This is a genomic window from Marinobacter sp. 2_MG-2023, from assembly GCF_030546935.1.
Lineage (GTDB): Bacteria > Pseudomonadota > Gammaproteobacteria > Pseudomonadales > Oleiphilaceae > Marinobacter.
Genome location: NZ_JAUOPH010000003.1, coordinates 89,386 through 112,443 on the forward strand (window position 1 = coordinate 89,386; position 23,058 = coordinate 112,443).

Below are 23,058 nucleotides of genomic sequence, written 5' to 3' on the forward strand. Positions count from 1 at the left end.
TCCGGAAGACTAAATGTTAAAGCAACCTGGGTGCCTGTGTATGGCTGTCCAAAGGACCATTAAATGAACGATGAGGAAGCGGCAAGGGAGCGCCAGGCAGTTGCCAAGCGCAAAGATCGAGAGTCCCGGGAACAGACGCCAACGACCAGTGAAAAGTCGCTGACTCGCAAAGAGAGGGCTTCTGTAGCCGAACACGGAAACCTATCGCCGCTGACCGTTTACTCCGTTGTCCTGCGCGAGGGCGAGGACGAACTCCGGCGCCCGAATACATCGTTATGGTGGTCTGGTGTGGCAGCAGGGGTAGGGATATCGACTTCTGTACTCGCCGAGGGAATTATTCGCGCCAATCTTGGCTCAGATCACCCCTACCTGACGTTGATTGAGAGCCTGGGCTACGCGTTCGGGTTTGTGCTGGTTATCCTCTGCCGGCTTCAGTTATTTACCGAAAACACCATCACGGTCGTCCTTCCCGTACTGGCAGAACCATCGCGTAACCGCTTTTACTGCGCTGCCCGCCTCTGGGGCATTGTACTTGCGGCCAATCTGGTGGGCACATTCTTAACCGCTGCCATTAGCGTTCACGGGGGCATTATTCCTGCTGACACCTTTGCGGCAATCCTGGAAATCTCCCGTCACGTGGCGGAACTGACCCCGGCTGAGGCCTTTTTGCGAGGCATTCCATCAGGGTTTTTCATAGCTGCAATGGTGTGGATGATGCCTTCGGCGAAGGGATCTGAAGTCTTGGTGATCGTTATGTTTACCTGGCTGATTGCAGCAGGCGATTTCACTCATGTCATTGCAGGGTCAAACGAGATTTTCACTCTGGTGTTGAATGGGGAGATGAACATTTTGACCGGCCTGGTCTTCCACATCAGCCCGGTATTGATCGGCAACATTCTCGGCGGAACAGGCCTGTTCGCGATGCTGGCCTATGGCCAGGTTCATGAGGAAATGTGACTGGGGGCATTGCACCAGCAACCCCCAGACTGCAAAAGATTGGTTAACGATAGAAGGCTTCAACCTTTCCTTTCAGGGTCATCAGAAGCGGCTGTCCGCGACGGTCCAGTGCTTTAGGCGAAGATATTTTAATCCAGCCTTCACTGATGCAATATTCCTCAACGTTGGTCCGCTCTTTACCGTTTAGCAGAATGCCAATATCGTTCTCGAAAACTTCTGCTACATGGTGCGGGCTATTAGGATTGCCTGAAAGGCGATCCGGTAGCGCTGGCAGCGATTTAGTATCGTTCATGTTGTTGACCTGCATTGAATAGAAAGAGCGCCATTCTAGGCAATATAGATTTAGCGCTCAAGAATTACAGCCGCCATCTTTACTGCACGTTTTCCATATCGCCAAACTGATCGGCAAACAGCGCGGTCGACAGGTAGCGCTCGGCAGAATCCGGCAGTATTACTACAATATTCTTGCCCTTATGCTCGGGTTGCTGGCTAACCCGGATTGCGGCAGCGACAGCCGCCCCACAGGAAATGCCACAGAGAATACCTTCTTCCCGCATCAACCGATGCGCCATGGCCATAGCATCGTCGTTGCTTACCGTTTCCACCTGATCAACCAGGCTCATGTCGAGATTCTTCGGCACAAAGCCAGCGCCGAGGCCTTGTATCTTGTGCGGGGCGGGCTTGGGAGCGTCGCCATTTCGCACCTGGGTGATGATCGGTGAGTCGGAAGGCTCAACCGCGATAGTGGTGATAGCTTTGCCTTTGGTGTTCTTGAGGTAGCGTGATACGCCGGTCAGCGTACCCCCCGTGCCTACGCCGGCGACGAAAATATCTACAGCGCCGTCGGTATCGTTCCAGATTTCAGGGCCGGTTGTGTCTTCATGAATCTGCGGGTTTGCGGGATTGTTAAACTGCTGGGGCAGAAAGTACTTTTCGGGCTCGGCGGTCGCCAGTTCTTCCGCTTTGGCGATCGCGCCGGGCATGCCTTTGGCAGGTTCTGTAAGCAGAAGATCCGCACCCAGGGCTTTTAATACCTTGCGGCGCTCCAGGCTCATGGAAGCCGGCATGGTGAGAGTAATTTTGTAACCTCTGGCTGCAGCAACAAAAGCCAGTGCGATGCCAGTGTTGCCACTGGTAGGCTCGATAATGGTCATCCCCGGCTTAAGCACGCCCCGCTTTTCAGCATCCAGAACCATGGCCGTGCCAATTCGGCACTTCACCGAATAGGCCGGGTTGCGGCCTTCAATCTTGGCCCAGATCGTAGCGCCGTCATTAACGCGGTTCAACCTGACCAGCGGCGTGTTGCCAATAGACTGAGAGTTGTCTTCATATATGCGGGGCATTGGTTATCTCCTTGGTTTTTTTGGAGATCGTACCATGGTCTGAAGGAAAAACGAGCGGCAGTGCCAGGTATCAGCGGGTAGCTACAGATAGTCGCTCGTAATCACCACAATTCGCTACACAGCACCGTATGACAAGGCACAGGTTTGCCTATAACCTATTTAGAAATACTTACGGAAATATAATCAAGTGCACCAGCATTGGTTCCTCTTTTTCCTCCTGATCGCTGTGAATCTGACCACATGCGTTCTGGCGGAACCTGCAAAGGACGAAAGCGCATTACCCCTGATTGACGCTCGAGCCGACTACGAGGGCGCAATGGCTGATCGGGTAGCCTATCTCGTTGAGCAAGGTGAAGCGCTCTCCTTCGACGAAGTTCAGTCTTTGATCAGTACGAATCCGGCTCTCCTGATGCGCCCTCAGAGCGGGGTGTTAGCCAACGGCCTCAATTCTGATGCGATATGGTTGGTGGCGAACGTATCCAATTCGACCGACGGCCCCATTTTGCGGCGCGTGTCCGTCGGAACCGGTTGGCTGGAAAGGGTCGACTTCTATTTCCTGACCGACCGCCAGTTGCTACAGCAATTCGTCAGTGGTGACCGTATTGCGTTGGAGCAACGCGCCATTGCCAAACGGATACCCAGCGCAGACTATCGGTTTCCGCCCGGCGAGACACGTCTATTGCTGCGCGTTGAGACTGCAGATCCAATGGTGGTGCCACTCTACTTTTCCAGCATCGCCGTCAGCCATAGTCGAGAGCAGTTCGAGGCGATCTTCTTCAGCTTTATCTACGGTGTAATGTTTGCGCTGTCCACCTACAACCTGATGCTATTCGCAGGCTTTCGAAAACGGCGCTATCTGTTTTACTCGCTCTACACGGCCATTTTCGTAGTCGTGACGGCGTCCTACAACGGTATCGGCATGGCCTTGTTGTGGCCCGATGCTGTGCGCTGGCAACAGTGGGCGCCGCCCCTGTTCATGCTCTGCTTCGTAAGCTCTGGCCTGGCCTTTGCGACGAGTTTTCTAAAGACCCGGGTGCGGCGCCCAGGGCTTCACAAAGTTATTAAGACAATCGGTGTGGCCTATTTCACCTTCTTTGGTATTTGTTTCGCCTTAGACAAACAGGGCCTGGCGCTGCAACTGGCATTCCTGGTTGTGCCGGTATTCACGGTACTCATGCTCTACATGGGCGTGTCGAGCTGGATGGGCGGCAACCAATCCGCACGGTATTTCATGCTAGGAACACTGGCCTCTGTTATTGGTGCCTTTGTGACGGCCCTGACGGTAGCCGGCGTGATTTCATATTCTCAGCTTGGCTACTATGCCCTGGATATCGGTATGGTAGTGGATGCCATACTGTTGATGTTGGCGCTGGCCGATCTGGCCCGTAAAAATAAAGAGGCCCGGGTGACAGCTGAACGGACGGCCCAGGTCGATCTGCTGACGGGGCTCAACAATCGGCGTGGTTTTCTGTCTGTTGCAGAATCACTGTGGAGCCTGGCTACGCGCAAGGGCAGCAATGTGTGTGTGGCTATGATCGATATTGACCATTTCAAGAGCATCAACGATCAATATGGCCATGCAGTCGGCGACAGGGTATTGAAGAAAATTGCCGACGAGCTTGAAAAATCCCGGCGCAAAGGCGACGTTCTGGCTCGCTGGGGCGGTGAAGAATTCACTCTTTTGTTGCCGGAAACAGACGAGGCCGAAGCCCTCTCAGTGGCTGAGCGTTTCCGCCGTAATATTGAGCAACTGGAGGTCAACGATTGCGGCAGGACGATTCGATGCACCATCAGTGTGGGTATCGCCAGCCGCCATGCTCAGCATGTCACCCTGGAACACGCTATTTCCAGGGCGGACGAAGAGCTATACCAGGCCAAGGTTCAGGGGCGCAATCAGATTTCCACTGGTCGCACGTCGGACGCTGCCTCAGCCACCCAGACTTTGCTTTTGTCTTCTGAACACTAACAAGCCAAAAGCGAAGAGCATTAATAAGCCACTTGAAGGCTCAGGTACCTTCACCGCGCCCTCTCCAATCATCGCCAGGTTGGAATACGTTACTCTATGCGACATAGTGATTTCTTCGCCCGGTAAAAGAGTAATACCCAAGGCGTAGGACATAGCACTGTTGCCAAATGCTTGTGTAAGGCCGCCGATGTTGGTGCCTATAGCACTTGCGCTGCCTGTAAGACTCAAGTGTCCAGTATTGGCAACATCGGTTTCGCGCTGAAGATAAAACAGCGCATTATCACCCACCTCGTTTTGATTGTTGACATAGGGCGAGGTGTCCGCAAACACGATATCCAGCGGATTTTGAGAACTGAAAAACATATCCACTTGGGCAAAGGTATTTGCAAAACTATTTTGACCATCGGCCGTAGCAAACAAATCCATCTCAAAGTCACCTTGAATGCCAAAGGTTAACGCAGACAGATTTTGGTTTGAAAAGGTAAAGGTTCGCTCAAAAAATACATCCGAAACTCCCTGAGTATCATATAATTCTGTACTCAGAGTTGCTTGCGCCTGGCCATTACCCCCTATGCCTTCTTCAGAGGTGTCGTTAGTCCCATCAGGAACTATTTCTAGCTCATGTACGAGATAAAGCTGGGTATTATTGCTGGCAAAAGAGCCCTCTGTAGCTGCATTTCGTGTATCGGTGCTAATAGCTGAAAAAACTGAAGGCGTCTCCGGCCCCAACCCGTTAATCAATATATGCGTATCATTGAAATCCACAGCATCAGGCGCCTGTAGATCACTGCTTGCGGAAAAAAAACTATTATCTGTAGGATTATCGCGTGACTCAAGACCTACAGGAAGTTGTCCTCCGGACGCAATAATGATGTCGTGGTAAAACGAGACACCGCTATTAGCATTGACAGGAACAGCGATACTCGCACTGAACCATAGCATCGTTATAAGTGCTGTAAATATCCGTATAAATAGTCTCATGTTGGTTTCACCCGAAGCTGTATGCACTCAATAAACTGCATGAATCCAATAAACAGCATGAATCGCACCAGCTACAGGCAGCGTATTAAAACTCAGTGACCTAGTCTGGTTTACTTTGATCGTAATTTCGTCAACGGAAAAAGGTTGTAAAATTTCCCGACGTGAAGGCCAGGGTTCAGGGGCGCAATCAGATTTCCACTGGTCGCACGTCGGACGCTGCCTAGCGCTTCCTGGTGAGTAGTGAAATTGCAGACTATTACAAAGCGCTTAGCGTTAAGAAGGGAAAACCACCACGTCATCTCCCTCTTGCCATGGCTGGAATTTCGTCATGGTTTGTAGAAAGAGCGGATGCTCCAGCCAGTGTTGTAGCCATAGCTGCAGGTTGGGGTAGGGTAGGCCGTAAAAAACATCGCGATCAACATGGGCGAATTGGCGAACGAACGGCATGATGCCAATATCTGCGACGGTCGCGTCAGGCCCCAGCAGAAAACGGTTATTCGTCAGTAATGTCTCTAAAACCTGCAAAAAGGCTTCGCCCCGTTGACGATATTCTGTCTGGGACATTTCCAGATGCCTATCGGCGTATTTATAGCGATCCAGCCAATACTTGAATTCGCTGTCGTTTTGCTCGATCAGGGCGTTGGCCTGCTGCAAAACCTGTGCATCTAAAAGCCCTTGCGGGTCTTGCTGTTCAAGCGCCCACACCATTATTTCTCGGCTCTCTTCAATCACAGCCCCATCACAACACTGTAAAACAGGCACGGTGCCTTTCGGGCTAACCGCGAGCATTTGCGCCGGCTTGTTTTTCAGTGTTATCTCTCGCAGCTCCACCTGCAGCCCGGCAAACAAAAGACCGAGCCGGGCGCGCATGGCATAGGGGCAGCGGCGAAAAGAGTAGAGGCTATGAAATGAAGAGGCCATGGTATTTTCGCTGTTGAATCTAGATAAAAGGGAACAGAGTCGGGGACTCCAGTGGTCCCCTAACTATCCAGAAACGCGATGAGCTTTTTCGCGACATCGTCAGGGCGCTCTTCGGTTATCCAGTGCGCCGCGTCGACCCACTCCAGGCGCGTGTTCGGTATCGCGCCTTTCAGCTTCTCAGCGTATTCCGGCTTCTGGAACTTATCATGTTGTCCCCATAGCACAAGGGTTTCATGGGGAATATTCTTCAGTTCATCAGCAATTGCGAGTGTGTATTCCGGATTGAGCCTGCGCAGGTTTCTGAAAAACGCTCGCTTGCCTGTTTCACCCTGCCAGGGGTGCACAACAATATCGGCAAGCTCAGAGGTGGCATGTGATTCATCATGCATGCCCTTGGGCAGGAAGTCGCGAAGCATCTGCTCCAGTTCCTGTACGCTCATCTGATCTTCCGCCCCCGGTTCCTGCAAGGGCTTGAAGTCTGGAATCGGCCAGGAATCGAAGCAGACAGCATCGGCAAGCACCAGCCGGTTTATGCGTTCCGGGTGATTTACCGCCAGTATCTGGGCAACACCACCGCCGATATCATGGGCCACAAGATCTGCACAGCGTACGCCCAATGCGTCCATAAGGCCGAGCAGTATCGTGCTTTGTGCAGCGATCGAAACATCCGCATCAAGCGGTTTATCGGATTCACCGTAATTCAGCATGTCTGGCACGATCACCCGGTGTGTCTGCGCCAGCTGCGGGATGATCTTGCGCCAGAGCAGGCCGGACATCGGGATGCCGTGAAGCAGGATCAGCGGTGTTCCTTCGCCTTGATCCAGGTAGGCAATACGGTGGCCGTCTACATGCAGGTATTGGTGCTCAAAGTTTGATTCACTCATCGTAGCGCTCCTCTCATTTCACAGTTCGCAGTTCACGTTTTCCAAAGTGATCTGTTGAACATTTACGCTACTGAGTGAAAACTCAGGATTCAAATTATATTTGAGTAATCACTCAAACGCTGCCAGTTTCCATCGTCACCTTACGAGACAGCCTGATCCAACAAGGTAACTTTCGGCCAGGTCGCGGTGGAGTTATACGGTTAGGTAACCTTCGCCCTTAAGGGTATCTGGAAATGTTAGGTTCATCCGGCAACTTCAATTTATGACGGCCGACCCAATACCGGTTCCGCTGTCATTAATTATTCAGGAGGCAAACTGATGTCGAATACTCATAAGACAATCAATCCTGCCACAGAAGAAGTTCTTGAAACCTATACCCTGATGTCCAGGCAAGATGCCGAGGGTATCATTGAACAGGCGCACCATGCGTTTCTGAACTGGCGCCAGACCGGATTTGAAGAGCGTGCGGATGCCCTACGCAAAACCGCTGCCCTGATTCGGGAGCGCCAGGATGACTACGCCGAACTGATGACCCGGGAAATGGGAAAAACCCTGGCACAGGGCAAACAGGAATGTGAGTTGTGTGCGGCGATTTGTGAGTACACCGCTGAACAGGGCCCCACCGAACTGGCGGATGAAACAAGAGAGCTGGAAGGCGGCCGTGCTGTGGTTTCCTATCAGCCGCAAGGCGTGATTTACGGCATACAGCCGTGGAATTTTCCGCTTTACCAGGTTATTCGCTACAGCGCTGCCAACCTTATGGCGGGTAACACCGTACTGCTGAAGCATGCCAATAACGTATGGGGCATGGCTCTGGAAGTTGAAAAACTTTACCGCGATGCCGGCATGCCGGAGCACGCCTTCCGCACACTGTTAATTGACCACGAGGTGTCAGACGCCGTTATTGAACACAAACTGGTGCGTGGCGTAACTCTGACGGGTAGCCCCAACGCTGGCAGGGCAGTGGCCCAGCGAGCAGCTAAAGTGCTGAAGAAGACCGTGTTGGAACTGGGCAGCAATGATGCCTATCTGGTATTGGCAGATGCCAACATCAAGAAGGCCGTGCAATTATGCGTTCAGGGCCGCACCTACAATGCGGGCCAGACCTGCGTCGCTGCGAAGCGCTTTATCGTTGAAGAACCCGTGTATGAAGAGTTCAGGGATGCCTACCTGGCTGAAATGGAAAAGCTTAATTTTGGTGATCCCACACACAGTGATACCAAAATGGGCCCCATGGCTCGCGAAGACCTCAGAGACGGGCTGCATGAGCAGGTTCGCAAGTCGATCGAGAACGGCGCAATCTGTTCTTTGGGTGGTGAAATTCCCGAAGACAAAGGTTACTACTACCCACCCACGATCCTGGAAAACGTGGCGCCCGGGCAGCCAGCGTATGACGATGAGCTGTTTGGTCCGGTAGCGGCGTTGATCAAGGTAAAAGATGTAGCCGAGGCTATGCGAGTGGCAAATGATTCCATTTATGGCCTGGGCGGTGGCATCTTTAGCACCGACGAAGATGAGGCTGTGCGCCTGGCCCGGGATGAATTCGACACGGGTATGGTTAATATCAATGGCTATAATCTGGCCCAGCCTAACCTGCCATTTGGTGGCGTGAAGCAGAGTGGTTATGGCCGCGAACATGGCGGCTTTGGCATGCTCGAATTTGTGAATGTGAAGTCTGTTATGGTGAGCGAGTCCTGATGCAGGTATAGCCAGCAATGTGCTTGGGTCACGCCACGTTACCCAAGCACACCCTCAACCACACCCCCAACAAAGCCTTCAAGCTTTCTCATGATCTGGCTTATTGTCTTTGGAGCAGAACCCGCTGGATGACATGACTCCAGGTGCGATCTTTTGCATCGCTGGCATGCTGCTCAGCCCGGCTCCGGGCTTCTGCCTGACCGGCGCTTGAAACAAAGGACGTAAACTGTTTGGTCACAGCCTGATGATAACTCCTGAAAGCAGCTTCACAGCCCGCTTGTGCGCCCTTGGCGATGTCTGAAGGTGGTGCGGATGTGATATGGCTGAAGCGATCGGCTTCACTGGCCATGCAATCCTGATACGCTACGTATTTCTCGTTCAGATTGGTACTGAGGGCTTTCTTTTCATCGGTGGTCAAGTTCGGCGCAGGCGAAAGAGCCGCGCAACTGGCCAGCGACCCGCACAATGCCACCACAGTGGTAGCGGCCCGCCAACGGGCAGCATCAGAGAAGATCATACCTGTCATCCTTTTATGATGTTCATTGAGATTAGTATTCTTCCGGTAAAACCTGCGCCTAAAAATTGCAGGGGGCAGGCTCTAACTGGCCCCTGTTTGTGAAAATGTCCGCAAGTGCCAGCGTGCCTGCTTCCAGGGGGCTGCCTTTTCGGTAAACGATAGATAGCTGAACATGCTTTGGACCCTGTGTCACGGGCGTCATCACCAGAGACTTTTCATATCGGCTTCCGACCACCATATTTTTGCCAATAATGGTGTAACCCAAACCGGCCGAGATACAGCCCAAAACCCCATCCGCACTGCTCATGATCATGAGTTCATCGCTGACGCGTCCTACTTTTTGCTGCCATAAAAGCGCATGGTTCCTGTAACCGCAACCTTCTTCGCGCACAAAGAGTACAGGGTCATAATGGCTTCCCGCAGGGGTCACCATAACCAGCTCTTCATTCACAATAGGAATAACACAAAGCTTTTCATGTGCGGGTGCATTGCCTATGGCGGCGCAGTCCACCTTGTTGTTCAACACGGCACCTACGAGCCTGTCGCTGGTGTCCGTAAAGATCTTGGTCTGGATATTCGGGTAATCCTGTTTGAGCTGCTTGAGTGCTAAAGGCATGTGAACTGCAGCAAAGGTTTCTGGCATTCCCACCCTTAACTCATAGTTTCCTTTATCACGCAAAATGGCAGATTTAGCCTGGTACTCCAGCTCTAGAATCTCGTCCGCATACTGGTAGAGCTGTTGCCCGCTGGGGGTTAGCTGCAGCTTTCTGCCTGCCAGGGTGAACAGCCTGGTATCCAACTCACTTTCCAGCTTTTTAATCCGACTGGTGATGTTCGACTGAACCGTATGAAGCTTATCTGCTGCGCCTTTGATGCCACCTTCATCGACCAGCGCTTTAAAGGTCTTCAATGCCAGGATTTCCATACAGTTCTCTTAAAAAGAAATAAATGTTCTTGATAATTCAATATTTAAGATTAGCAGACGGGAGTAATCTTTGCTGAAAATCATTTAATAACAGTATGGTGGGAATCTTGATGGAGCTTACACGGACTCGAGTCTACCTGGCCGGAATCTGCAGCCTGATCGTAACCGTTGGCGTGGCCCGTCTTTCCTACAGTCTTGTACTGCCCATCATGCAGAGCGGGGCAAGCCTCACCGAAGTAGGTGGTGGCTGGCTGGCGACCACTAATTTTATGGGGTACATGGCCGGGGTGCTGCTTGCCTCCAGGCTGAACAACCTCAACTACAAATACAACCTGCACAGGGCCTATCTTCTGTTAAGCATAGGTACGTCAGCAGCCATGGTGATGACAACGGATGTTGTTGTCTGGGCTGTATTACGATTCATTGCCGGGGTTTGTGCATCCGGGGGCCTTATCATTGCATCCGGCCTGATTCTGAAATGGCTGGTGAAGAATGATCATCGCGCTGAATTAGGCATTCATTTCGCCGGTATCGGTGTGAGCATCATAGCCACATCCGTTTTAGTTGAAGTAATGCTGACTCTGTCGGCCAACTGGCAGCAACAGTGGCTGGCGCTGGCCGTGATGGCGGGCGTTGTCGCTATTCCCGCATGGTTATGGATTCCGCACCCTCTGGTGGATGGGCGGGACGTAACGACCACAAAAGATAACCCCCCGGGCCGAGTGTTTACCACGCTCATGATGCTTGCTTATTTTTGTGCCGGGTACGGATACGCTGTCAGCTCCACCTTCATTGTGGACATTGTAGAAAGAACAAAGGGGCTGGAGGGGCAGGGGACACTGGCGTTTTTGCTGGTAGGGATTGCCGCCATGCCAGCGACACTGGTGTGGGACAGAATTGCGAGAAGAACCGGCTATCTTTATGCACTCCTGGCGGCTTACATTCTTCAGGTGGTTGGCATTATTCTGCCCGCCATTAACGACAGCTTAACGGCGTTATTGTTAAGTGCATTCCTGTTTGGCGGAACCTTTATTGCCTGTGTCAGCCTGGTACTCACCATGGCTGGAAAGTTCTTCCCAAGCAATCCAGCCCGATTTATGGGCGTGATGACACTGGCTTACGGGGCAGCGCAAATCATCGCGCCCGCCTTTACCGGGTACCTTACTGAAGCGTTTGGCAGCTACAACCTTGGATTATACTTTTCAGCGGGAATCATGATTATAGGTGTTACCTTCTTGCTGGGATTGGTGCGCCTGGAAAGACTCCCCGTATGAGGCGGGATTCCTGAATGCTATTTCCTGAGGCAACGCCCCACCAGGCATGCACCCGGGTAGGTCACAGCTAGCCTGCCCGCGAAAAACCGAATAAGCCTGCCAAGGGATGCAAGCGGCCTTCGATATTGGCCCTCAGTAAATCCGCACCAATCATACTGTAGCTGATACCGTTACCGCCGTAGGCGAGGGCGAATTGCACCCTGGGACCATACTGCGGATGCTCGCCGAAAAAAGGCAGGCCATCCTTGGTTTCTGCAAACGTGCCGCCCCAGGAAAACGCCGGGCGCATCTGCAGGTCCGGAAACAGTTTCCTGACCTTCTTGCATAAACCTTTGGCCTTGCTATCCACTCGTCGGTCCCGACGCGCCGGGATGTCGATATCGTCGTCATCTCCACCGACCAGAAGCCGGCCATTGCCCGTCGTGCGCATGTACAGGTAAGGCCTGGCTGATTCCCACATCATAGTGGACGCTAAGGGGCCGAGGGCTGACTCTTCTATCGGGTCGGTAATAAAGGCATAACTGCTGCGGTTCTTCGCCACCGACTGCTTCAGCCATTTCTGCGAGGCATATCCAGCGGCCATCACCACATGCCTGGCCTGAATTTTGAAACCTTCCGGTGTTTGCAGAGTCACCTTGTCTTCCGATGGTTCGATGGTATGAATAACCGTGCGATCAAACACCCTGCCGCCGCGTTCTGCCAGCCGGAGGAGCAGCTTGGAAGCCATACGATATGGATCAACCTGGGCCGCCAATTTGGTTAGAATCGCGCAAGGCGCCTTGAAGCCAAAGCGCTCCTTCACGCCACCCGCATCAAGCCACTCAGCGTCAAACTCATGCTTTATTCGAAGGTCGTACTCTTCTCGCAGCTCGGCCTTGTGGCTACGTTTACTGGCGAAGTACAGGCTCTCCCGCATGCCGAAATCCACATCGCCCAGCTCATCAGCAAGATCCCGAAGATCCGTGATCGCGGCGGCACAGGCCTTGTAGGCCGCCACCGCATGGAACTCGCCGTACATCCGCGCGAGATCGGCCATGTGGGTGTCAATTTCGTACTGCAACAATGCCGTGCTCGCAGCGGAGCTGCCCCAGGCGATATCGCGCTGCTCAACCACCACCACATCAAAACCGTTCTTACCCAGATTGTCGGCGATCAACGACCCGGTAATACCGCCTCCTATCACCACCACATCACAGGTGATATTCGCCTTGAGCTGGGGGAAAGCGCACATGAGGCCATTTTTGATGGCCCAGAAGGGGTAACCGCTTTTGAGGTCCATATCGTAATCCTTTTTAGAGGGCGAATGGGAGAGGGGTGTATGCAGTATAGGTTCTTGTGAAGGAGGCAGAGCATGAATGTTTGTAGATTTTTAACGCGAGCCATAAGCGGCGCCCTCGTAAGGGCGCCCGGTGGAGGCCACCGGCCCGGAACTACCTTAATGGCCGTGTATGCATTAGTGTTGAATCGAAGTTGAAAACACATTCATTATTACAATTCCGATAATAATAAGAGCCATACCAACTATTGCTGGAAGATCTAAATTTTGACCAAATATAGCCAAACCGAAAACCGAGATTAGAACGATTCCAGCTCCAGACCAAATAGCATATGCGACGCCAACCGGAATAGTTTTAAGCACCAATGATAAAAAGTAAAAGGCTATACTGTAACCCACGACAACAACAATACTGGGCAACAAATTAGTAAATCCCTCTGAGGATTTCAGAGCTGCTGTACCAGCAACTTCAGCGACAATAGCTATAGCCAAATATAAATAACTCATTACGCTCCTCGCTGTGTATAACGCTTTGCTCAACAGTGCGGTAAATGACCGTCCACTAAAGAGGTGAAAGATCAGTGGCCTTTGCATAGCGGAGCGACGTAAAGGCCATCCCCGTGACGCGGATTGTTAGCTTTTATATAGTCGGACGTTTGGCGAACAATGCCCAGACCCCTGCTGTTGAGAGTAACGCACCACCCGCAAAATTAAACCTCTGCTGTGCCTTGGCAGATGAGAGCAACCGGCGAGCAGATGATGCGAAAACGGTGTACAGCGTGGCATTTATCGTCGCCAACGTAACGAAGGTGACAGCGAGCAGCCACAATTGCGATGTGCTGTTTGCTCCCGGAGTGATGAACTGCGGCAAGAATGCTACGAAAAAAACGATGCCCTTTGGATTGAGCGCAGTAACAAGATAGGTGTTAGCAAACAATTTCAAACGCGAAGAGGCAAAATCCGGAGCGACGGTTTCAGCCACCAAAAAGCCTGAGCGAAACAACTTGATACCAAGGTAGAGCAAGTACATACCGCCAGCCACTTTGACTACTGTGAACCAGAAAGCCGATATTGCGAACAAGGCACCCAACCCTATAATAGACGCGAATAGCGCGGTTGAATCGCCGAGTGCAACGGCAATCACCAATGGTATGTTGGCTTGGCGACCGTGAGCCATGGAATAGCTTATAACTGCGAGGATTGTGGGACCGGGAATAACAAGCAGAACTGCCGATGCAATAACGAACGCAAACCATGATTCAAGTACCACGAAAGTTCCTCCAGAAAGCTAACGCCCGGGCTCAGCGGCCGATTTGGAGGAGCACCGCGCCGGAAAATTGGTCCGCTGCAGCCCCTTGTTAAGCTGATTCAAAGCCACACTTTCCAGAAACTCGGAGAAACAATCTCACCCTGGAGGCGAGAGAGCTTTCTCTCTACATGCTCATAGAAACCATGAAGCGTTTCTTCTGAATGGTGGAGCTTTTTTAGAACATCTGCAGGTAGCGCTTCAGATAGATAACGCTCCCAAATCTCAATAAACTCCGAAAAGGGTTCGTAGTACTCACGAGTGTCCTCATCGGCAAGCCAATATTTTTCTGTGAAAACACGAAGTATTTCTCGATACAGAGGAATGAGTTCGTCGCGAAGTTGCGCGTTATCGTATTCGATGATCTTCCCATATGGCTCGAATTCATTTTCTTGGTTTTCTTTTGTTTCCCAAGCGGGATTTTTTTTGGCTATGGCCTCTTTCCATGCCTCCTCAGCAACCGAAGACACTTTTTCTCGAATTTGAGCTTTGGAATGTATGCGCTTGCGGTAACCGGCGATCGGAGAGTAAAACTCGGATGCTTGTTTCTGAAAAAAGGCATTCCTCACATCGATAGAGGATTTTCGTACTCCGAAAATATAGACCACCAAAGCTCCAACCAATGCGGAAAAAAAACTGCATTAATATTGCTTCCATGACGGTTCCTCTTGGAGAGCTTAACGCCGCATTCAGCGGCTTGTCCGCTGCAATGCTTTGTTAGCATCGAGCTCTTCAATTTTGGCAATCGTTTTCTGATAAATATCATCAATCCCTGTCGCGAGTTCTTGTATATTGTAATGTTCGCCCCTGAAACCAAATATGTTTGTTGCGGGGTCGAAATGGTGAATGATGTCAGAATCTTGAATAGCATCACCACCTATAGCAGATCGCGGCCCAAAAAGGCGATGAACAATATTTCTATTTCTACTGTTTTCAGCCCAATCATCTAAACGCTCATCAAAGTGTTCAAAGTGGTCTCGCAATGAACGATTTTGAACAGCATGGCCGCTTTGAAGCTGAAGCATATCCCGCAGCGCCTGACCTCTGCGATGCGCTCGCTTAGTACTTGGCTGATTCCTCCCACCAGGCGGCCAAAAGATTCGGGATACGGCAGCGGCGTGATGGATCAAATCAAGGGCATGTTGAAAGAAGTCATCATCAAGCTTCTTTTGGGTAATTGCATTCATTATTTGAATGGAATGAAAGCATCTTTCGCATTCTTGCTTAGCTTGTTCGAGATATATTTTTGCTAGGAATTCATCCATGTTTCACCTTGATGCTAACGCGAAGCGCAGCGGCGGCCAAAGGCCGCGTACTGACGCGAATTGTTAAAAGTAGTGGCCAAGAGCCGCCCCCAGCGTGAATACCGAGGCGATAAACAGGTAATGTCGAGTGGAGGCGTTGCTGGCAAGCCACTTAAACGACATTTGCGAGTGCTCGTTGCTGACATGCTTAATTTTCCGGTGTTTCGAATGGTTCAGCGCAACTGCCAACTCAAGGCAAAGTGTAACTGCGATAACTAAGGCAAGGCCCAGCGTGACAGCAGCGATAGTTGGAAGCCGGGAGGCCTCCGTAAGATCGCCCAAAACAAAGTCATGCTTTTGCACTAAGAATGCGAAAAGAGACGGAGGCGCGGTGATCAAAGCCACCAGCAACACAGCGCTCCGGCGGGTGGGAATGAAGCGATCCATTCCTTTCACCTGTTCATCGCCGAAATCTTTCATGAGCGCATGTTTCTCCTTTTAACCGCTTGCAGCATGCGCGCACACGGAATGGAGCCGAAGGCGCAATGTAGTGGGCGTCGCCGTGCCTGCACTGGTTATGTGCTTTAACCATTGTGACTGAAAACCACCAGTTTTTTGTCGGGTATCACCATCAGGACGGCCTCATCCTTGAACGAATAGTACGAACCACCGGTTCGTCCGCTCTCTACTATGTCGTCATGCAAAGAGCCACCGATACTCCCGCCGCAAAGCAGTTCATATGACCAATTTTCCGACCTAGTCCAGTCATCTCTTGGAGTTTCCATCCACTCGCCATATGTATAGTACCGGTCAGAATGACCTCGAGCCTGGCCTGATTCCTCGAAAAACTTAACACCTTGCTCTTTGATGGCTTCTGCTGTTTTACCGCCCAATTTGTAGACAGCCGTACCACAACCTTCCCTAAGCCCAGAATCCGAGGTGATAGATATGCGGTAACTGAGACCAATATTTTCTGGAATAGCTTTTCTATACCAGTAATCCTCGAGTAGGTACCAAGCTCCGATTAGAGCAACGACAATTGCTCCGGTAACCTTTAAAGCTTTCATGATTCTGCGAGCTTTCCTTGCACATAACGCTGAGGTAACCGGCGCCGGAGCGCCAGCGGAGGGAACCAAAAGCGCCACGCTTTTGGCGTCCGGTTGACCGACTGGTTAGAGCCTGATGATCTCAACGTCATTTCTGCCACCGCCCTCGACAACCCACATGCTAGCCATGTTCTGAACATCCTCCAGTGACTCATCCACGTGGCTGGTCGTTGTTATATGATGCTCTTCCATACGATCAGGGTCGGTTACAAACAGGTCCATTGCTGACTCCCACTGCTCACAATGCGTTCCCCATGTGCAAAACAACTCTATGCGCCGGTTGAATAGTTCTTCCAACAGCGGCTCGTACTGCTCAGAGTATCGTCTGTTGGTGGCTAGAATAACCTTTCTGGGCTTCATGGTTCGTCAGCTCTAACGCCAAAACGAAGCGGCGCGTCTCACGCGTCCGTCTTCCGTGTTTTGTTAGTCATTATCATCAGGTGAGGAATCACTATCCTTTCCTTTCTTGGCTTTAGACCTCCGTCTTGAGGGCGACTCCAGTCCTTCTAACCCTGACACTGAAAGCCTGCCTATATTTTCCAAATCAAGTCCGGCTAATGCTGATTGCGTCCTTTTTCTCAAAGAATCCAAATCAAGACCAAATGATGCCGATTCTGTAATGCGCCGCAGAGAATCAGAATCAAGTCCGGCTAGAGCCGATTCAGTGCTACGGCGCAGCGAATCTAAATCAAGTCCTGCAACGGCCGAAGCATAGCGATCGGATAGATTAGTGCTTCTTCTTAGCTCTTCTATTTCGTTATTCAGCTTCTCAAGACTATCTTCTTTAGCTCTGTTTTGCCGTTTCTCTTTGCTCAACTGTAAAGCTAATGATTCAATTTTCGACAAATGTGCTTCATGCTTCTTTTGAGCATCCCTATATCTTAACTCTTGCAGCGAGATTTCAGCAGTTAAATCCTTCACAAAGGTTCCCATTTCATCTGCACTCCCTGCCATTCTATTGAAAATAGTAAGAAAATAGGATATTAACTTATTGTCCGAGAAGTTCGGATATCTAACTTTATGGTCTATTTCACTCCAACCTTCCTCAAATATAGTTCTAACTTGTATCTCAGAAATAATTCTTTTTAATGTTGGTTGCGTTGAAATAATATAGTGTATCGATCTATATCCCGACGGGTGAGGCTCGACATCGCATCCATTTTCTTTATAACTATCTATTATCGACCCTTCATCACCCTCTCTAATATATGCCTTAACACATTCCAATGGCTTCCAGCTACTTAAAATATAGGAGTGGATGTCCAGCCATTCGTATTTAAAAAGGTGCAAAATTCGAACACCAACCAAGTCCGTAATTATTTCAAAATAGTTATTATCATTAATCTCTTGGTATTTTTCCGAGCCGGATGCCCTTTTCCGAATTATCTTTTCAAGCAAGTGTTCAGGATCTTTAACGCGCCATCGAACCGAGTGTACTTGCTTACACTTCTGCAATACTTTAGCTAGAAATTCAGCTGACTCATTCAAATGTGGGACATTATCAGCATAGTCTTTTGCGATTAAGTTTAGATTATCGATACTGATTTTCGCCTTTTCCCAATCAGACTTAGAAATGTTGTTTCTATCGAGAAAGGAAGCTAATGAGTCTTTAGTTATTTGCATGATGTCCTCAATCAAATTCTAAACTTATCGGCTAGCGGACTAACAGCGTATTAGACCGCGTTCTTCGTTATTCAATATCGTGACTTCCACATTTCCACGCATCACGATTACGTACTTACCAAACAACCTACTTATAAAACTAGCGCAAAAACAGCAAGTTACCAGTCTGGAGCTGTCAAATTTCGTAATATCACCGCGTAATAACGAAGCAGTCACGCGAATACGAAGCCTCGGTGGTCGCTGGCCATAAAAAAGGCCCGAGGCTTTCGCTCCGGGCCTTGCTGTTTACCTACCAATCACTTACTTCAACCGCATTTGAGTATACCCATGAAAAACTGGATAGTTTGCGTGAGTGAGTGAGTGACTGAGGCGTTCTAAGAATATTTTGGTGGCATTAACTGGGTAGAAAATAAAGGAGGATGGGTGGATACTTAGCGGATTTTTAACAGAGTTCCTCCCCTGGGGCTCCCTAAAAGCCTTTGTTTCTTTGGTAAGCCGATCACGAAATTGCACACAAACCCGAATCAGGCTCCAAGTTCTTCCTTCGTTTCTTCCAACGAGAGCAGATAATCACCAAAAGATTGATGTGGGTTGCGCGAGACTAATCGATTGACTAAGTCTAGTGCGGATTGTGGTGTTTTTGAAGGAAAGTCCTGATTCTCCTGTTATCTTGAGCCAAGAATCTTCGTAACAGGTGTGCCTGCTCGAAAAATGTTTTTTCCTGGCTGACCGCATTGCTAATCAGAGTCCCTTCCAGATCTAAGCAGAGCAGCATTCTCATAATTTACCGCTTTCAACTCGCCGCTTTATGGCTTCGATGTCGTCATCGGGATAGGGCAAGTGCGTGTTAAGTTCATGTTCCGGGATCGTCACAGTAGTTCCGGGCCCTTTGCATTCGTATCGCAGTTTCTGACTGACGAAAATGCGCCGGCCCGGGTGCTGGGGCACATTAATCAGAGATTGGCTGCATGCGACCTCACCGATTGTGTAATCACCGGTCAGGCAATCGGTCACAACACCGTACACGACCTTTTTAACTACTTGGTCATCGCGCAGGAGGATAGCTAGCGTCCACATCTCAAGAGTCACTTCGGCGCGATTTTCAGGATTGCGTTGGCGAAGCTCCTCGCGCTTGCGACGGTCGTAGTCAGCGATGTCATTGTCGCCTAGTCCCAAAAGATTTTCAGTCATAATAAGTTTCTCTGCTCAAGAGTCTCAGCATATCGTTACTTTAGTGCGTGAGCCCATGCAAAGAAGCCTTTTCTGTTTTTGTCTATTCATAATTGAAACCTCGGTCGGTGGCGTTCCTCGAAATCCGTGGGATCGAGCTCCGAATCCCTCGCATGTCCCCGTGCCAGGAAGCCAAAATTCTTGCAACTTTCTACTGGAAGAATTTCCAATTTTTGCATACACTGAACCTGACGTAAAGTATTGAAATAACTAAGGAAATAATTTCCATTATGGAATGTCATGAACGTGTAAAACTTTTCGCGAGCATTGACGATCAGAGAGCCAATACATGAGTACAAAAGCTTCAATTTCCAGCGGCGAGAATTACGACCTGTATTACCAGGAGCTACTCAGCGCGCAACCAAAGTCAGTTCTTCTAGAACTGAATGATCCGCAGGAATTTCGAGTCGAAAAAGAGACTTTCAAAGGCAAATCCTTGGATGTACTTGTCGTTGAAATCCCATCTAATGATATGGACAAAATCGCGATAGACTGGATCAAAAAAAGAAAGCTCCAAGGTGCCGTCGGGGGACCTGTGGGCTTAGAGTGGGGCAGTTCAGACTGTCCGTGGGAGTAGCGATGAGGATTGTTTGCATATCCGACACGCACAGCCTGCATGAGAAGATGCTGCCACTCCCGGATGGGGAGGTTTTGGTGCACGCGGGAGATTGCACCGGGTCAGGCTCTCTGCCACAACTCGATGACTTTACGCGCTGGATGGGCTCACAGAAGCACAAGCACAAAGTTCTCATCGCAGGTAATCACGACCACTGCTTTGTTCGATACCCCGGTTGGTCCCGGGAAATGTGTGATAAAAACGGAATAACCTATCTCCAAGGGAAAGAGGCAACGATTGGTAGTTTGAAGTTCTACGGCTTTCCCTGGCAGCCGGTCTTTCGATGGATGAGCTTCAACGCGCAAGAAGATGAAAGATGGGAGCGACTCAAGCTTGTCCCGGAGGATACTGACGTACTTGTGACGCACGGACCAGTCTTGGGGATTTTCGACTGGATTCCGGATATAGATGAACACGTCGGTTGCTATGTACTCGCTAAAAGAATCGAGGAGTTGCCGCAGCTCAAGGCTCACATCTGCGGTCATATTCACGAAAGCTATGGTTTTGCGATTCGCGAAAGCGACGGGCTAAAGTTTGCGAACGCAAGCACGTGTAATGCCAGCTATCGTCCAGTCAACCCGCCAATCATCATCGACCTGTGAGAGTTATGACGCAGCTGCTCAGGGGGTGGAGTTTCGTGCAGAAACGACAAATCGAACGGGAGCACAGATGAAGATTGTGTATGTTGATATGGATGATACCTTGTGTGACTTTAAAGGCGCCTTCTTTGAGGCCTTAAGGGTGAATCCGAGCATCCAAATACACGCAGTCACAGTATCTATTTTTTGCCAACCTTGAGCCGATAGAGGGGGCGATAAAGGCGGTCAAGGACTTGATCAATTCGGAGCAATACGATCCTTATATCCTTTCTGCCCCCAGCTCGAGAAATCCTATCAGTTATGCTGAAAAGTGAGAGTGGATTGAGCTTTATTTCGGATTCGGCTTTGGCGAAAAGCTCATTCTATGCGTTCATAAGGGGCTTCTTAAGGGGACCTCCTCATAGACGACAACATTGAGGGAAAGGGTCAGGACTTCTTCGAGGGCGAGCTTATCCAATTTGGCAGCAGCGCTAACCCGAGCTGTGCAGCCGTTCGCGCTCGTCTCGGGATCTAGGACTGGTCTCTCCAAAGACATAACCGCCAATTTGTCCACCTTAAAGAACACCGTAAGTCCATCACCAGAATGCGCAGGATTTGATGCAATCGTGGCAGGCAGGTCACATTCTAGATCCGCTTCACTAGGGTTTCTGCTGAATTCCAATCAAGGCATACACTTGAGACGGTGCAGTAGGGTGCCAAGGTAGTCCTGCGTCAGCTCCACCAACCGAACCCGGTGACTGTCGCAAACAGGGCACTCCTTTATGGGCGCCGGCAAATGGTGCCGCTTACAGCTCTGACAGAATAAAGCAGCCTCGTGACCGGCAGCGGCAATAGCGTTTGCATCGCTTACCGAATTATCAAGCCGCTGAGTAACAGCCTCCTTTCGCTCCCGCCATTCCTGTTCGGCTTTCTGATACTTCTCATCTTCCGGAAAAATATCGCCTAGCAACGCCTGTAAAGTCGCTCTTGCTCTTTCCGCCCGAACCGCGTTGACCTTGACCTGCTTTTGCTCTTTTTGATGGGCTGCCCAGATTTCAGCCGCTGAAGCCAGAACCCGGAACGTCTTGGCCTGGCGTTCCTCCGTAAGCACGCCACGCTTACACAGTTTCTTGAGGTACGACAAAACTATCGCGTACGGCGACCGAATAGCGCGATTCTCGGCGGGGGTCAAAAACCATACTCCACGGCTCTCATAGTCCTTTCTTTGATTGTAGGGCTGCTTCAGGTGGGCCTGCTTGAGCTGACTCAGTTTCAGCGCCCACTCACGAACCCCGGCGGCTTTTTCCGCATAAGTCAGTGCCTGGGCCACCGAGAAAATATAGCCCGGTTCCTTCTTCAGGATCAGAGACTCAAACACCGCGCTTTGCCACAGCCGCCGATCTTCCTTGAATACCCACTCCTGGTGAACAGTAAGGTCCATGAATGTCGGCCATTTCCCTGGCTCGAAGTCCAAGAGCTGTGCAATCTGATCCAGTTGGGGCTTTGCTCGTTCGGCTAACCGATCGCTCATGGTCAGCCAGCCCATAGACTCCACTTGCTCCAGGTTTCTCAAGGCAATCTCGAACGGCGTTCGGGCTTCCTTTTTCTTTCGGATCAGGGCCTGTTTGCGTTCCTCCTTTTGCTGCGCAGCACGCTCGTTCTTGAGCTTGGCCGCCTCTTCGCGTTCCCGCTTCCATTTCAGGCGTTTGATCTCTTCTGGCACCCTGGCTTCCAGCGCTTCCCGTGCGGACTCAACCTTCGAAAGTTCATCAATCAAAGAGCACTGGTGCCACCAGCGCGGAGCGGTTTTCAGCACCTCAGCTTCAAGTGCGACCGGGTCCAATACGGTCTCTTCCGACAGCCTACTCAAGTCAATCTCCATGACGTTGTCGAGCACCTGACTTTTGTCTTCCTCGACGGCGTGCGTGACCAGAATCTCAATATGCAGAGCGGTATCGTTCTTCAGAAGGGCAGTAACGTCAGGCGTAAGACTATTTTCCAACCGTTTTTCAGAGACGGCGGATACGAAATGAACCTCCCGTGTTTTGAAGTGGAGTGTTTTGGACAGTGTTTCACCGAATACCAGAGGGAAGGAGAGCAACACATTCCGCTTCGGTATCCACACGCGGCCGGCATCCAGCAGGATCTGCTTGGCCATCTTGTGCAGGGCGGTTTCATACCCACCGGGGCACTCGGCCCTGCGATGATGGGCAAAATAGAAGCGTCCCGCCACGCTGCATTTGGCGACCAGGAGAACCTTGCATTCCGGACAGTGACAACCACACTTCAGTCCCCGGTCCACGCTATCTGGGAGGTACAAGCGTCCTTCTTTTTCACCGAAAGGCACCCGGAGCTTGTTCAGGGTTGAACGGTTGTTGGCTTCTGAACTCACGCGACAAACTGATCCCGCAATAAATTGATTTATTAGCTCATCTTCTTATTGGTACGCTGTCTGAAACATGGGAACCTCCTCCGTAAGGTTCCCATACCATTCAAGCTGGCGCAGAGCGCCAATGTGTTATGACGCTTTCCAAGCGCCCAAAGCGAAAACGAACGTAACTACTCACACGTACAATTTTCGGCTTAGCCATATGCTCCTCCTAAAATCAGTGC

The 23,058-nt window shown here is 50.7% G+C and carries 24 protein-coding genes; 6 read left to right on the top strand and 18 right to left on the bottom strand.

The window, feature by feature from the left end:
* Positions 1–63: 63 nt before the first annotated feature.
* A complete protein-coding gene (locus tag Q4501_RS07750; protein WP_303595619.1) occupies positions 64–957 on the top strand; it encodes a formate/nitrite transporter family protein in 894 nt (297 codons plus the stop codon).
* 43 nt (positions 958–1,000) lie between these two features.
* Here Q4501_RS07750 and Q4501_RS07755 read toward each other — a convergent pair whose 3' ends face one another.
* Both Q4501_RS07755 and cysK read right to left on the bottom strand, forming a co-directional pair.
* Positions 1,001–1,249 carry a DUF3297 family protein gene (locus tag Q4501_RS07755; RefSeq protein WP_303595620.1) on the bottom strand — a complete coding sequence of 83 codons (249 nt, stop codon included), beginning with the start codon at positions 1,247–1,249 and terminating at the stop codon, positions 1,001–1,003.
* A 79-nt stretch (positions 1,250–1,328) separates the two neighbouring features.
* Entirely contained in the window at positions 1,329–2,300 is a 972-nt protein-coding gene (gene cysK / locus Q4501_RS07760; protein WP_303595621.1) for a cysteine synthase A, read from the bottom strand.
* Between the two features lie 187 nt (positions 2,301–2,487).
* On the opposite strand from cysK, the gene Q4501_RS07765 reads away from it, so the two are divergent.
* Positions 2,488–4,266 (top strand): diguanylate cyclase, encoded by a 1,779-nt coding sequence (locus Q4501_RS07765; protein WP_303595623.1) that lies wholly within the window; start codon positions 2,488–2,490, stop codon positions 4,264–4,266.
* Here the strand turns inward: Q4501_RS07765 and Q4501_RS07770 are convergent.
* The 3 genes from Q4501_RS07770 to Q4501_RS07780 form a co-directional block, all read right to left on the bottom strand.
* Positions 4,228–5,247 (bottom strand): PEP-CTERM sorting domain-containing protein, encoded by a 1,020-nt coding sequence (locus Q4501_RS07770; protein WP_303595625.1) that lies wholly within the window; start codon positions 5,245–5,247, stop codon positions 4,228–4,230. The genes Q4501_RS07765 and Q4501_RS07770 overlap by 39 nt on opposite strands.
* Positions 5,248–5,520: 273 nt before the next feature.
* Positions 5,521–6,168 (bottom strand): glutathione S-transferase, encoded by a 648-nt coding sequence (locus Q4501_RS07775; protein WP_303595627.1) that lies wholly within the window; start codon positions 6,166–6,168, stop codon positions 5,521–5,523.
* Between the two features lie 59 nt (positions 6,169–6,227).
* Positions 6,228–7,052, bottom strand: coding sequence for an alpha/beta fold hydrolase (locus tag Q4501_RS07780; RefSeq protein ID WP_303595629.1), 825 nt, complete (start codon positions 7,050–7,052; stop codon positions 6,228–6,230).
* A gap of 318 nt (positions 7,053–7,370) precedes the next feature.
* Here Q4501_RS07780 and Q4501_RS07785 point away from each other — a divergent pair, with 318 nt between their 5' ends.
* Positions 7,371–8,750: an NAD-dependent succinate-semialdehyde dehydrogenase gene (locus tag Q4501_RS07785; protein WP_303595630.1), complete on the top strand. Its 1,380-nt coding sequence runs from the start codon at positions 7,371–7,373 to the stop codon at positions 8,748–8,750.
* Between the two features lie 100 nt (positions 8,751–8,850).
* On the opposite strand, the gene Q4501_RS07790 is transcribed toward Q4501_RS07785, so the two are convergent.
* Together Q4501_RS07790 and Q4501_RS07795 are read right to left on the bottom strand one after the other, a co-directional pair.
* Positions 8,851–9,267, bottom strand: a complete 417-nt coding sequence (locus tag Q4501_RS07790) for a hypothetical protein (RefSeq protein ID WP_303595632.1) — start codon at positions 9,265–9,267, stop codon at positions 8,851–8,853.
* A 58-nt stretch (positions 9,268–9,325) separates the two neighbouring features.
* On the bottom strand, positions 9,326–10,192 hold the full coding sequence (locus Q4501_RS07795; protein ID WP_303595633.1) for a LysR family transcriptional regulator: 867 nt from the start codon (positions 10,190–10,192) through the stop codon (positions 9,326–9,328).
* Between the two features lie 110 nt (positions 10,193–10,302).
* Here Q4501_RS07795 and Q4501_RS07800 point away from each other — a divergent pair, with 110 nt between their 5' ends.
* On the top strand, positions 10,303–11,466 hold the full coding sequence (locus tag Q4501_RS07800) for a YbfB/YjiJ family MFS transporter (protein ID WP_303595634.1): 1,164 nt from the start codon (positions 10,303–10,305) through the stop codon (positions 11,464–11,466).
* Positions 11,467–11,533: 67 nt separating this feature from the next.
* Here the strand turns inward: Q4501_RS07800 and Q4501_RS07805 are convergent, their stop codons facing one another.
* From Q4501_RS07805 to Q4501_RS07850, 10 genes are all read right to left on the bottom strand, one after another.
* Positions 11,534–12,745, bottom strand: coding sequence for an FAD-binding oxidoreductase (locus Q4501_RS07805; protein ID WP_303595636.1), 1,212 nt, complete (start codon positions 12,743–12,745; stop codon positions 11,534–11,536).
* 174 nt (positions 12,746–12,919) lie between these two features.
* Positions 12,920–13,249, bottom strand: a complete 330-nt coding sequence (locus Q4501_RS07810; protein ID WP_303595638.1) for a multidrug efflux SMR transporter — start codon at positions 13,247–13,249, stop codon at positions 12,920–12,922.
* Positions 13,250–13,382: 133 nt separating this feature from the next.
* Positions 13,383–14,012: a LysE family translocator gene (locus Q4501_RS07815; protein ID WP_303595639.1), complete on the bottom strand. Its 630-nt coding sequence runs from the start codon at positions 14,010–14,012 to the stop codon at positions 13,383–13,385.
* A gap of 98 nt (positions 14,013–14,110) precedes the next feature.
* Positions 14,111–14,656 (bottom strand): hypothetical protein, encoded by a 546-nt coding sequence (locus Q4501_RS07820; RefSeq protein WP_303595640.1) that lies wholly within the window; start codon positions 14,654–14,656, stop codon positions 14,111–14,113.
* Between the two features lie 81 nt (positions 14,657–14,737).
* Positions 14,738–15,313 (bottom strand): hypothetical protein, encoded by a 576-nt coding sequence (locus Q4501_RS07825; RefSeq protein ID WP_303595641.1) that lies wholly within the window; start codon positions 15,311–15,313, stop codon positions 14,738–14,740.
* A gap of 63 nt (positions 15,314–15,376) precedes the next feature.
* Positions 15,377–15,772 carry a hypothetical protein gene (locus Q4501_RS07830; RefSeq protein ID WP_303595643.1) on the bottom strand — a complete coding sequence of 132 codons (396 nt, stop codon included), beginning with the start codon at positions 15,770–15,772 and terminating at the stop codon, positions 15,377–15,379.
* Between the two features lie 104 nt (positions 15,773–15,876).
* Positions 15,877–16,359 carry a hypothetical protein gene (locus Q4501_RS07835; protein ID WP_113814885.1) on the bottom strand — a complete coding sequence of 161 codons (483 nt, stop codon included), beginning with the start codon at positions 16,357–16,359 and terminating at the stop codon, positions 15,877–15,879.
* Positions 16,360–16,464: 105 nt separating this feature from the next.
* The gene (locus tag Q4501_RS07840; protein ID WP_303595646.1) at positions 16,465–16,758 is read right to left on the bottom strand and encodes a hypothetical protein; all 294 of its coding nucleotides are present in this window, start codon (positions 16,756–16,758) and stop codon (positions 16,465–16,467) included.
* Between the two features lie 63 nt (positions 16,759–16,821).
* Positions 16,822–18,021: a RelA/SpoT domain-containing protein gene (locus tag Q4501_RS07845; protein ID WP_303595648.1), complete on the bottom strand. Its 1,200-nt coding sequence runs from the start codon at positions 18,019–18,021 to the stop codon at positions 16,822–16,824.
* Between the two features lie 777 nt (positions 18,022–18,798).
* Positions 18,799–19,212, bottom strand: a complete 414-nt coding sequence (locus Q4501_RS07850) for a hypothetical protein (protein ID WP_303595650.1) — start codon at positions 19,210–19,212, stop codon at positions 18,799–18,801.
* A gap of 328 nt (positions 19,213–19,540) precedes the next feature.
* Here Q4501_RS07850 and Q4501_RS07855 point away from each other — a divergent pair, with 328 nt between their 5' ends.
* Positions 19,541–19,828 (top strand): hypothetical protein, encoded by a 288-nt coding sequence (locus Q4501_RS07855; RefSeq protein WP_303595651.1) that lies wholly within the window; start codon positions 19,541–19,543, stop codon positions 19,826–19,828.
* 2 nt (positions 19,829–19,830) lie between these two features.
* On the top strand, positions 19,831–20,469 hold the full coding sequence (locus tag Q4501_RS07860) for a metallophosphatase domain-containing protein (RefSeq protein WP_303595653.1): 639 nt from the start codon (positions 19,831–19,833) through the stop codon (positions 20,467–20,469).
* Positions 20,470–21,127: 658 nt separating this feature from the next.
* On the opposite strand, the gene Q4501_RS07865 is transcribed toward Q4501_RS07860, so the two are convergent.
* Positions 21,128–22,837 carry a hypothetical protein gene (locus Q4501_RS07865; protein ID WP_303595655.1) on the bottom strand — a complete coding sequence of 570 codons (1,710 nt, stop codon included), beginning with the start codon at positions 22,835–22,837 and terminating at the stop codon, positions 21,128–21,130.
* Positions 22,838–23,058 lie beyond the last annotated feature (221 nt).

Coding starts and splice junctions, on each gene's coding strand:
- Q4501_RS07750 (WP_303595619.1), top strand. CDS start 64: ATGAACGATGAGGAAGCGGCAAGGGAGCGCCAGGCAGTTGCCAAGCGC.
- Q4501_RS07755 (WP_303595620.1), bottom strand. CDS start 1,249: ATGAACGATACTAAATCGCTGCCAGCGCTACCGGATCGCCTTTCAGGC.
- cysK (WP_303595621.1), bottom strand. CDS start 2,300: ATGCCCCGCATATATGAAGACAACTCTCAGTCTATTGGCAACACGCCG.
- Q4501_RS07770 (WP_303595625.1), bottom strand. CDS start 5,247: ATGAGACTATTTATACGGATATTTACAGCACTTATAACGATGCTATGG.
- Q4501_RS07775 (WP_303595627.1), bottom strand. CDS start 6,168: ATGGCCTCTTCATTTCATAGCCTCTACTCTTTTCGCCGCTGCCCCTAT.
- Q4501_RS07780 (WP_303595629.1), bottom strand. CDS start 7,052: ATGAGTGAATCAAACTTTGAGCACCAATACCTGCATGTAGACGGCCAC.
- Q4501_RS07785 (WP_303595630.1), top strand. CDS start 7,371: ATGTCGAATACTCATAAGACAATCAATCCTGCCACAGAAGAAGTTCTT.
- Q4501_RS07790 (WP_303595632.1), bottom strand. CDS start 9,267: ATGATCTTCTCTGATGCTGCCCGTTGGCGGGCCGCTACCACTGTGGTG.
- Q4501_RS07795 (WP_303595633.1), bottom strand. CDS start 10,192: ATGGAAATCCTGGCATTGAAGACCTTTAAAGCGCTGGTCGATGAAGGT.
- Q4501_RS07800 (WP_303595634.1), top strand. CDS start 10,303: ATGGAGCTTACACGGACTCGAGTCTACCTGGCCGGAATCTGCAGCCTG.
- Q4501_RS07805 (WP_303595636.1), bottom strand. CDS start 12,745: ATGGACCTCAAAAGCGGTTACCCCTTCTGGGCCATCAAAAATGGCCTC.
- Q4501_RS07810 (WP_303595638.1), bottom strand. CDS start 13,249: ATGAGTTATTTATATTTGGCTATAGCTATTGTCGCTGAAGTTGCTGGT.
- Q4501_RS07825 (WP_303595641.1), bottom strand. CDS start 15,313: ATGGATGAATTCCTAGCAAAAATATATCTCGAACAAGCTAAGCAAGAA.
- Q4501_RS07830 (WP_303595643.1), bottom strand. CDS start 15,772: ATGAAAGATTTCGGCGATGAACAGGTGAAAGGAATGGATCGCTTCATT.
- Q4501_RS07835 (WP_113814885.1), bottom strand. CDS start 16,359: ATGAAAGCTTTAAAGGTTACCGGAGCAATTGTCGTTGCTCTAATCGGA.
- Q4501_RS07840 (WP_303595646.1), bottom strand. CDS start 16,758: ATGAAGCCCAGAAAGGTTATTCTAGCCACCAACAGACGATACTCTGAG.
- Q4501_RS07845 (WP_303595648.1), bottom strand. CDS start 18,021: ATGCAAATAACTAAAGACTCATTAGCTTCCTTTCTCGATAGAAACAAC.
- Q4501_RS07850 (WP_303595650.1), bottom strand. CDS start 19,212: ATGACTGAAAATCTTTTGGGACTAGGCGACAATGACATCGCTGACTAC.
- Q4501_RS07855 (WP_303595651.1), top strand. CDS start 19,541: ATGAGTACAAAAGCTTCAATTTCCAGCGGCGAGAATTACGACCTGTAT.
- Q4501_RS07860 (WP_303595653.1), top strand. CDS start 19,831: ATGAGGATTGTTTGCATATCCGACACGCACAGCCTGCATGAGAAGATG.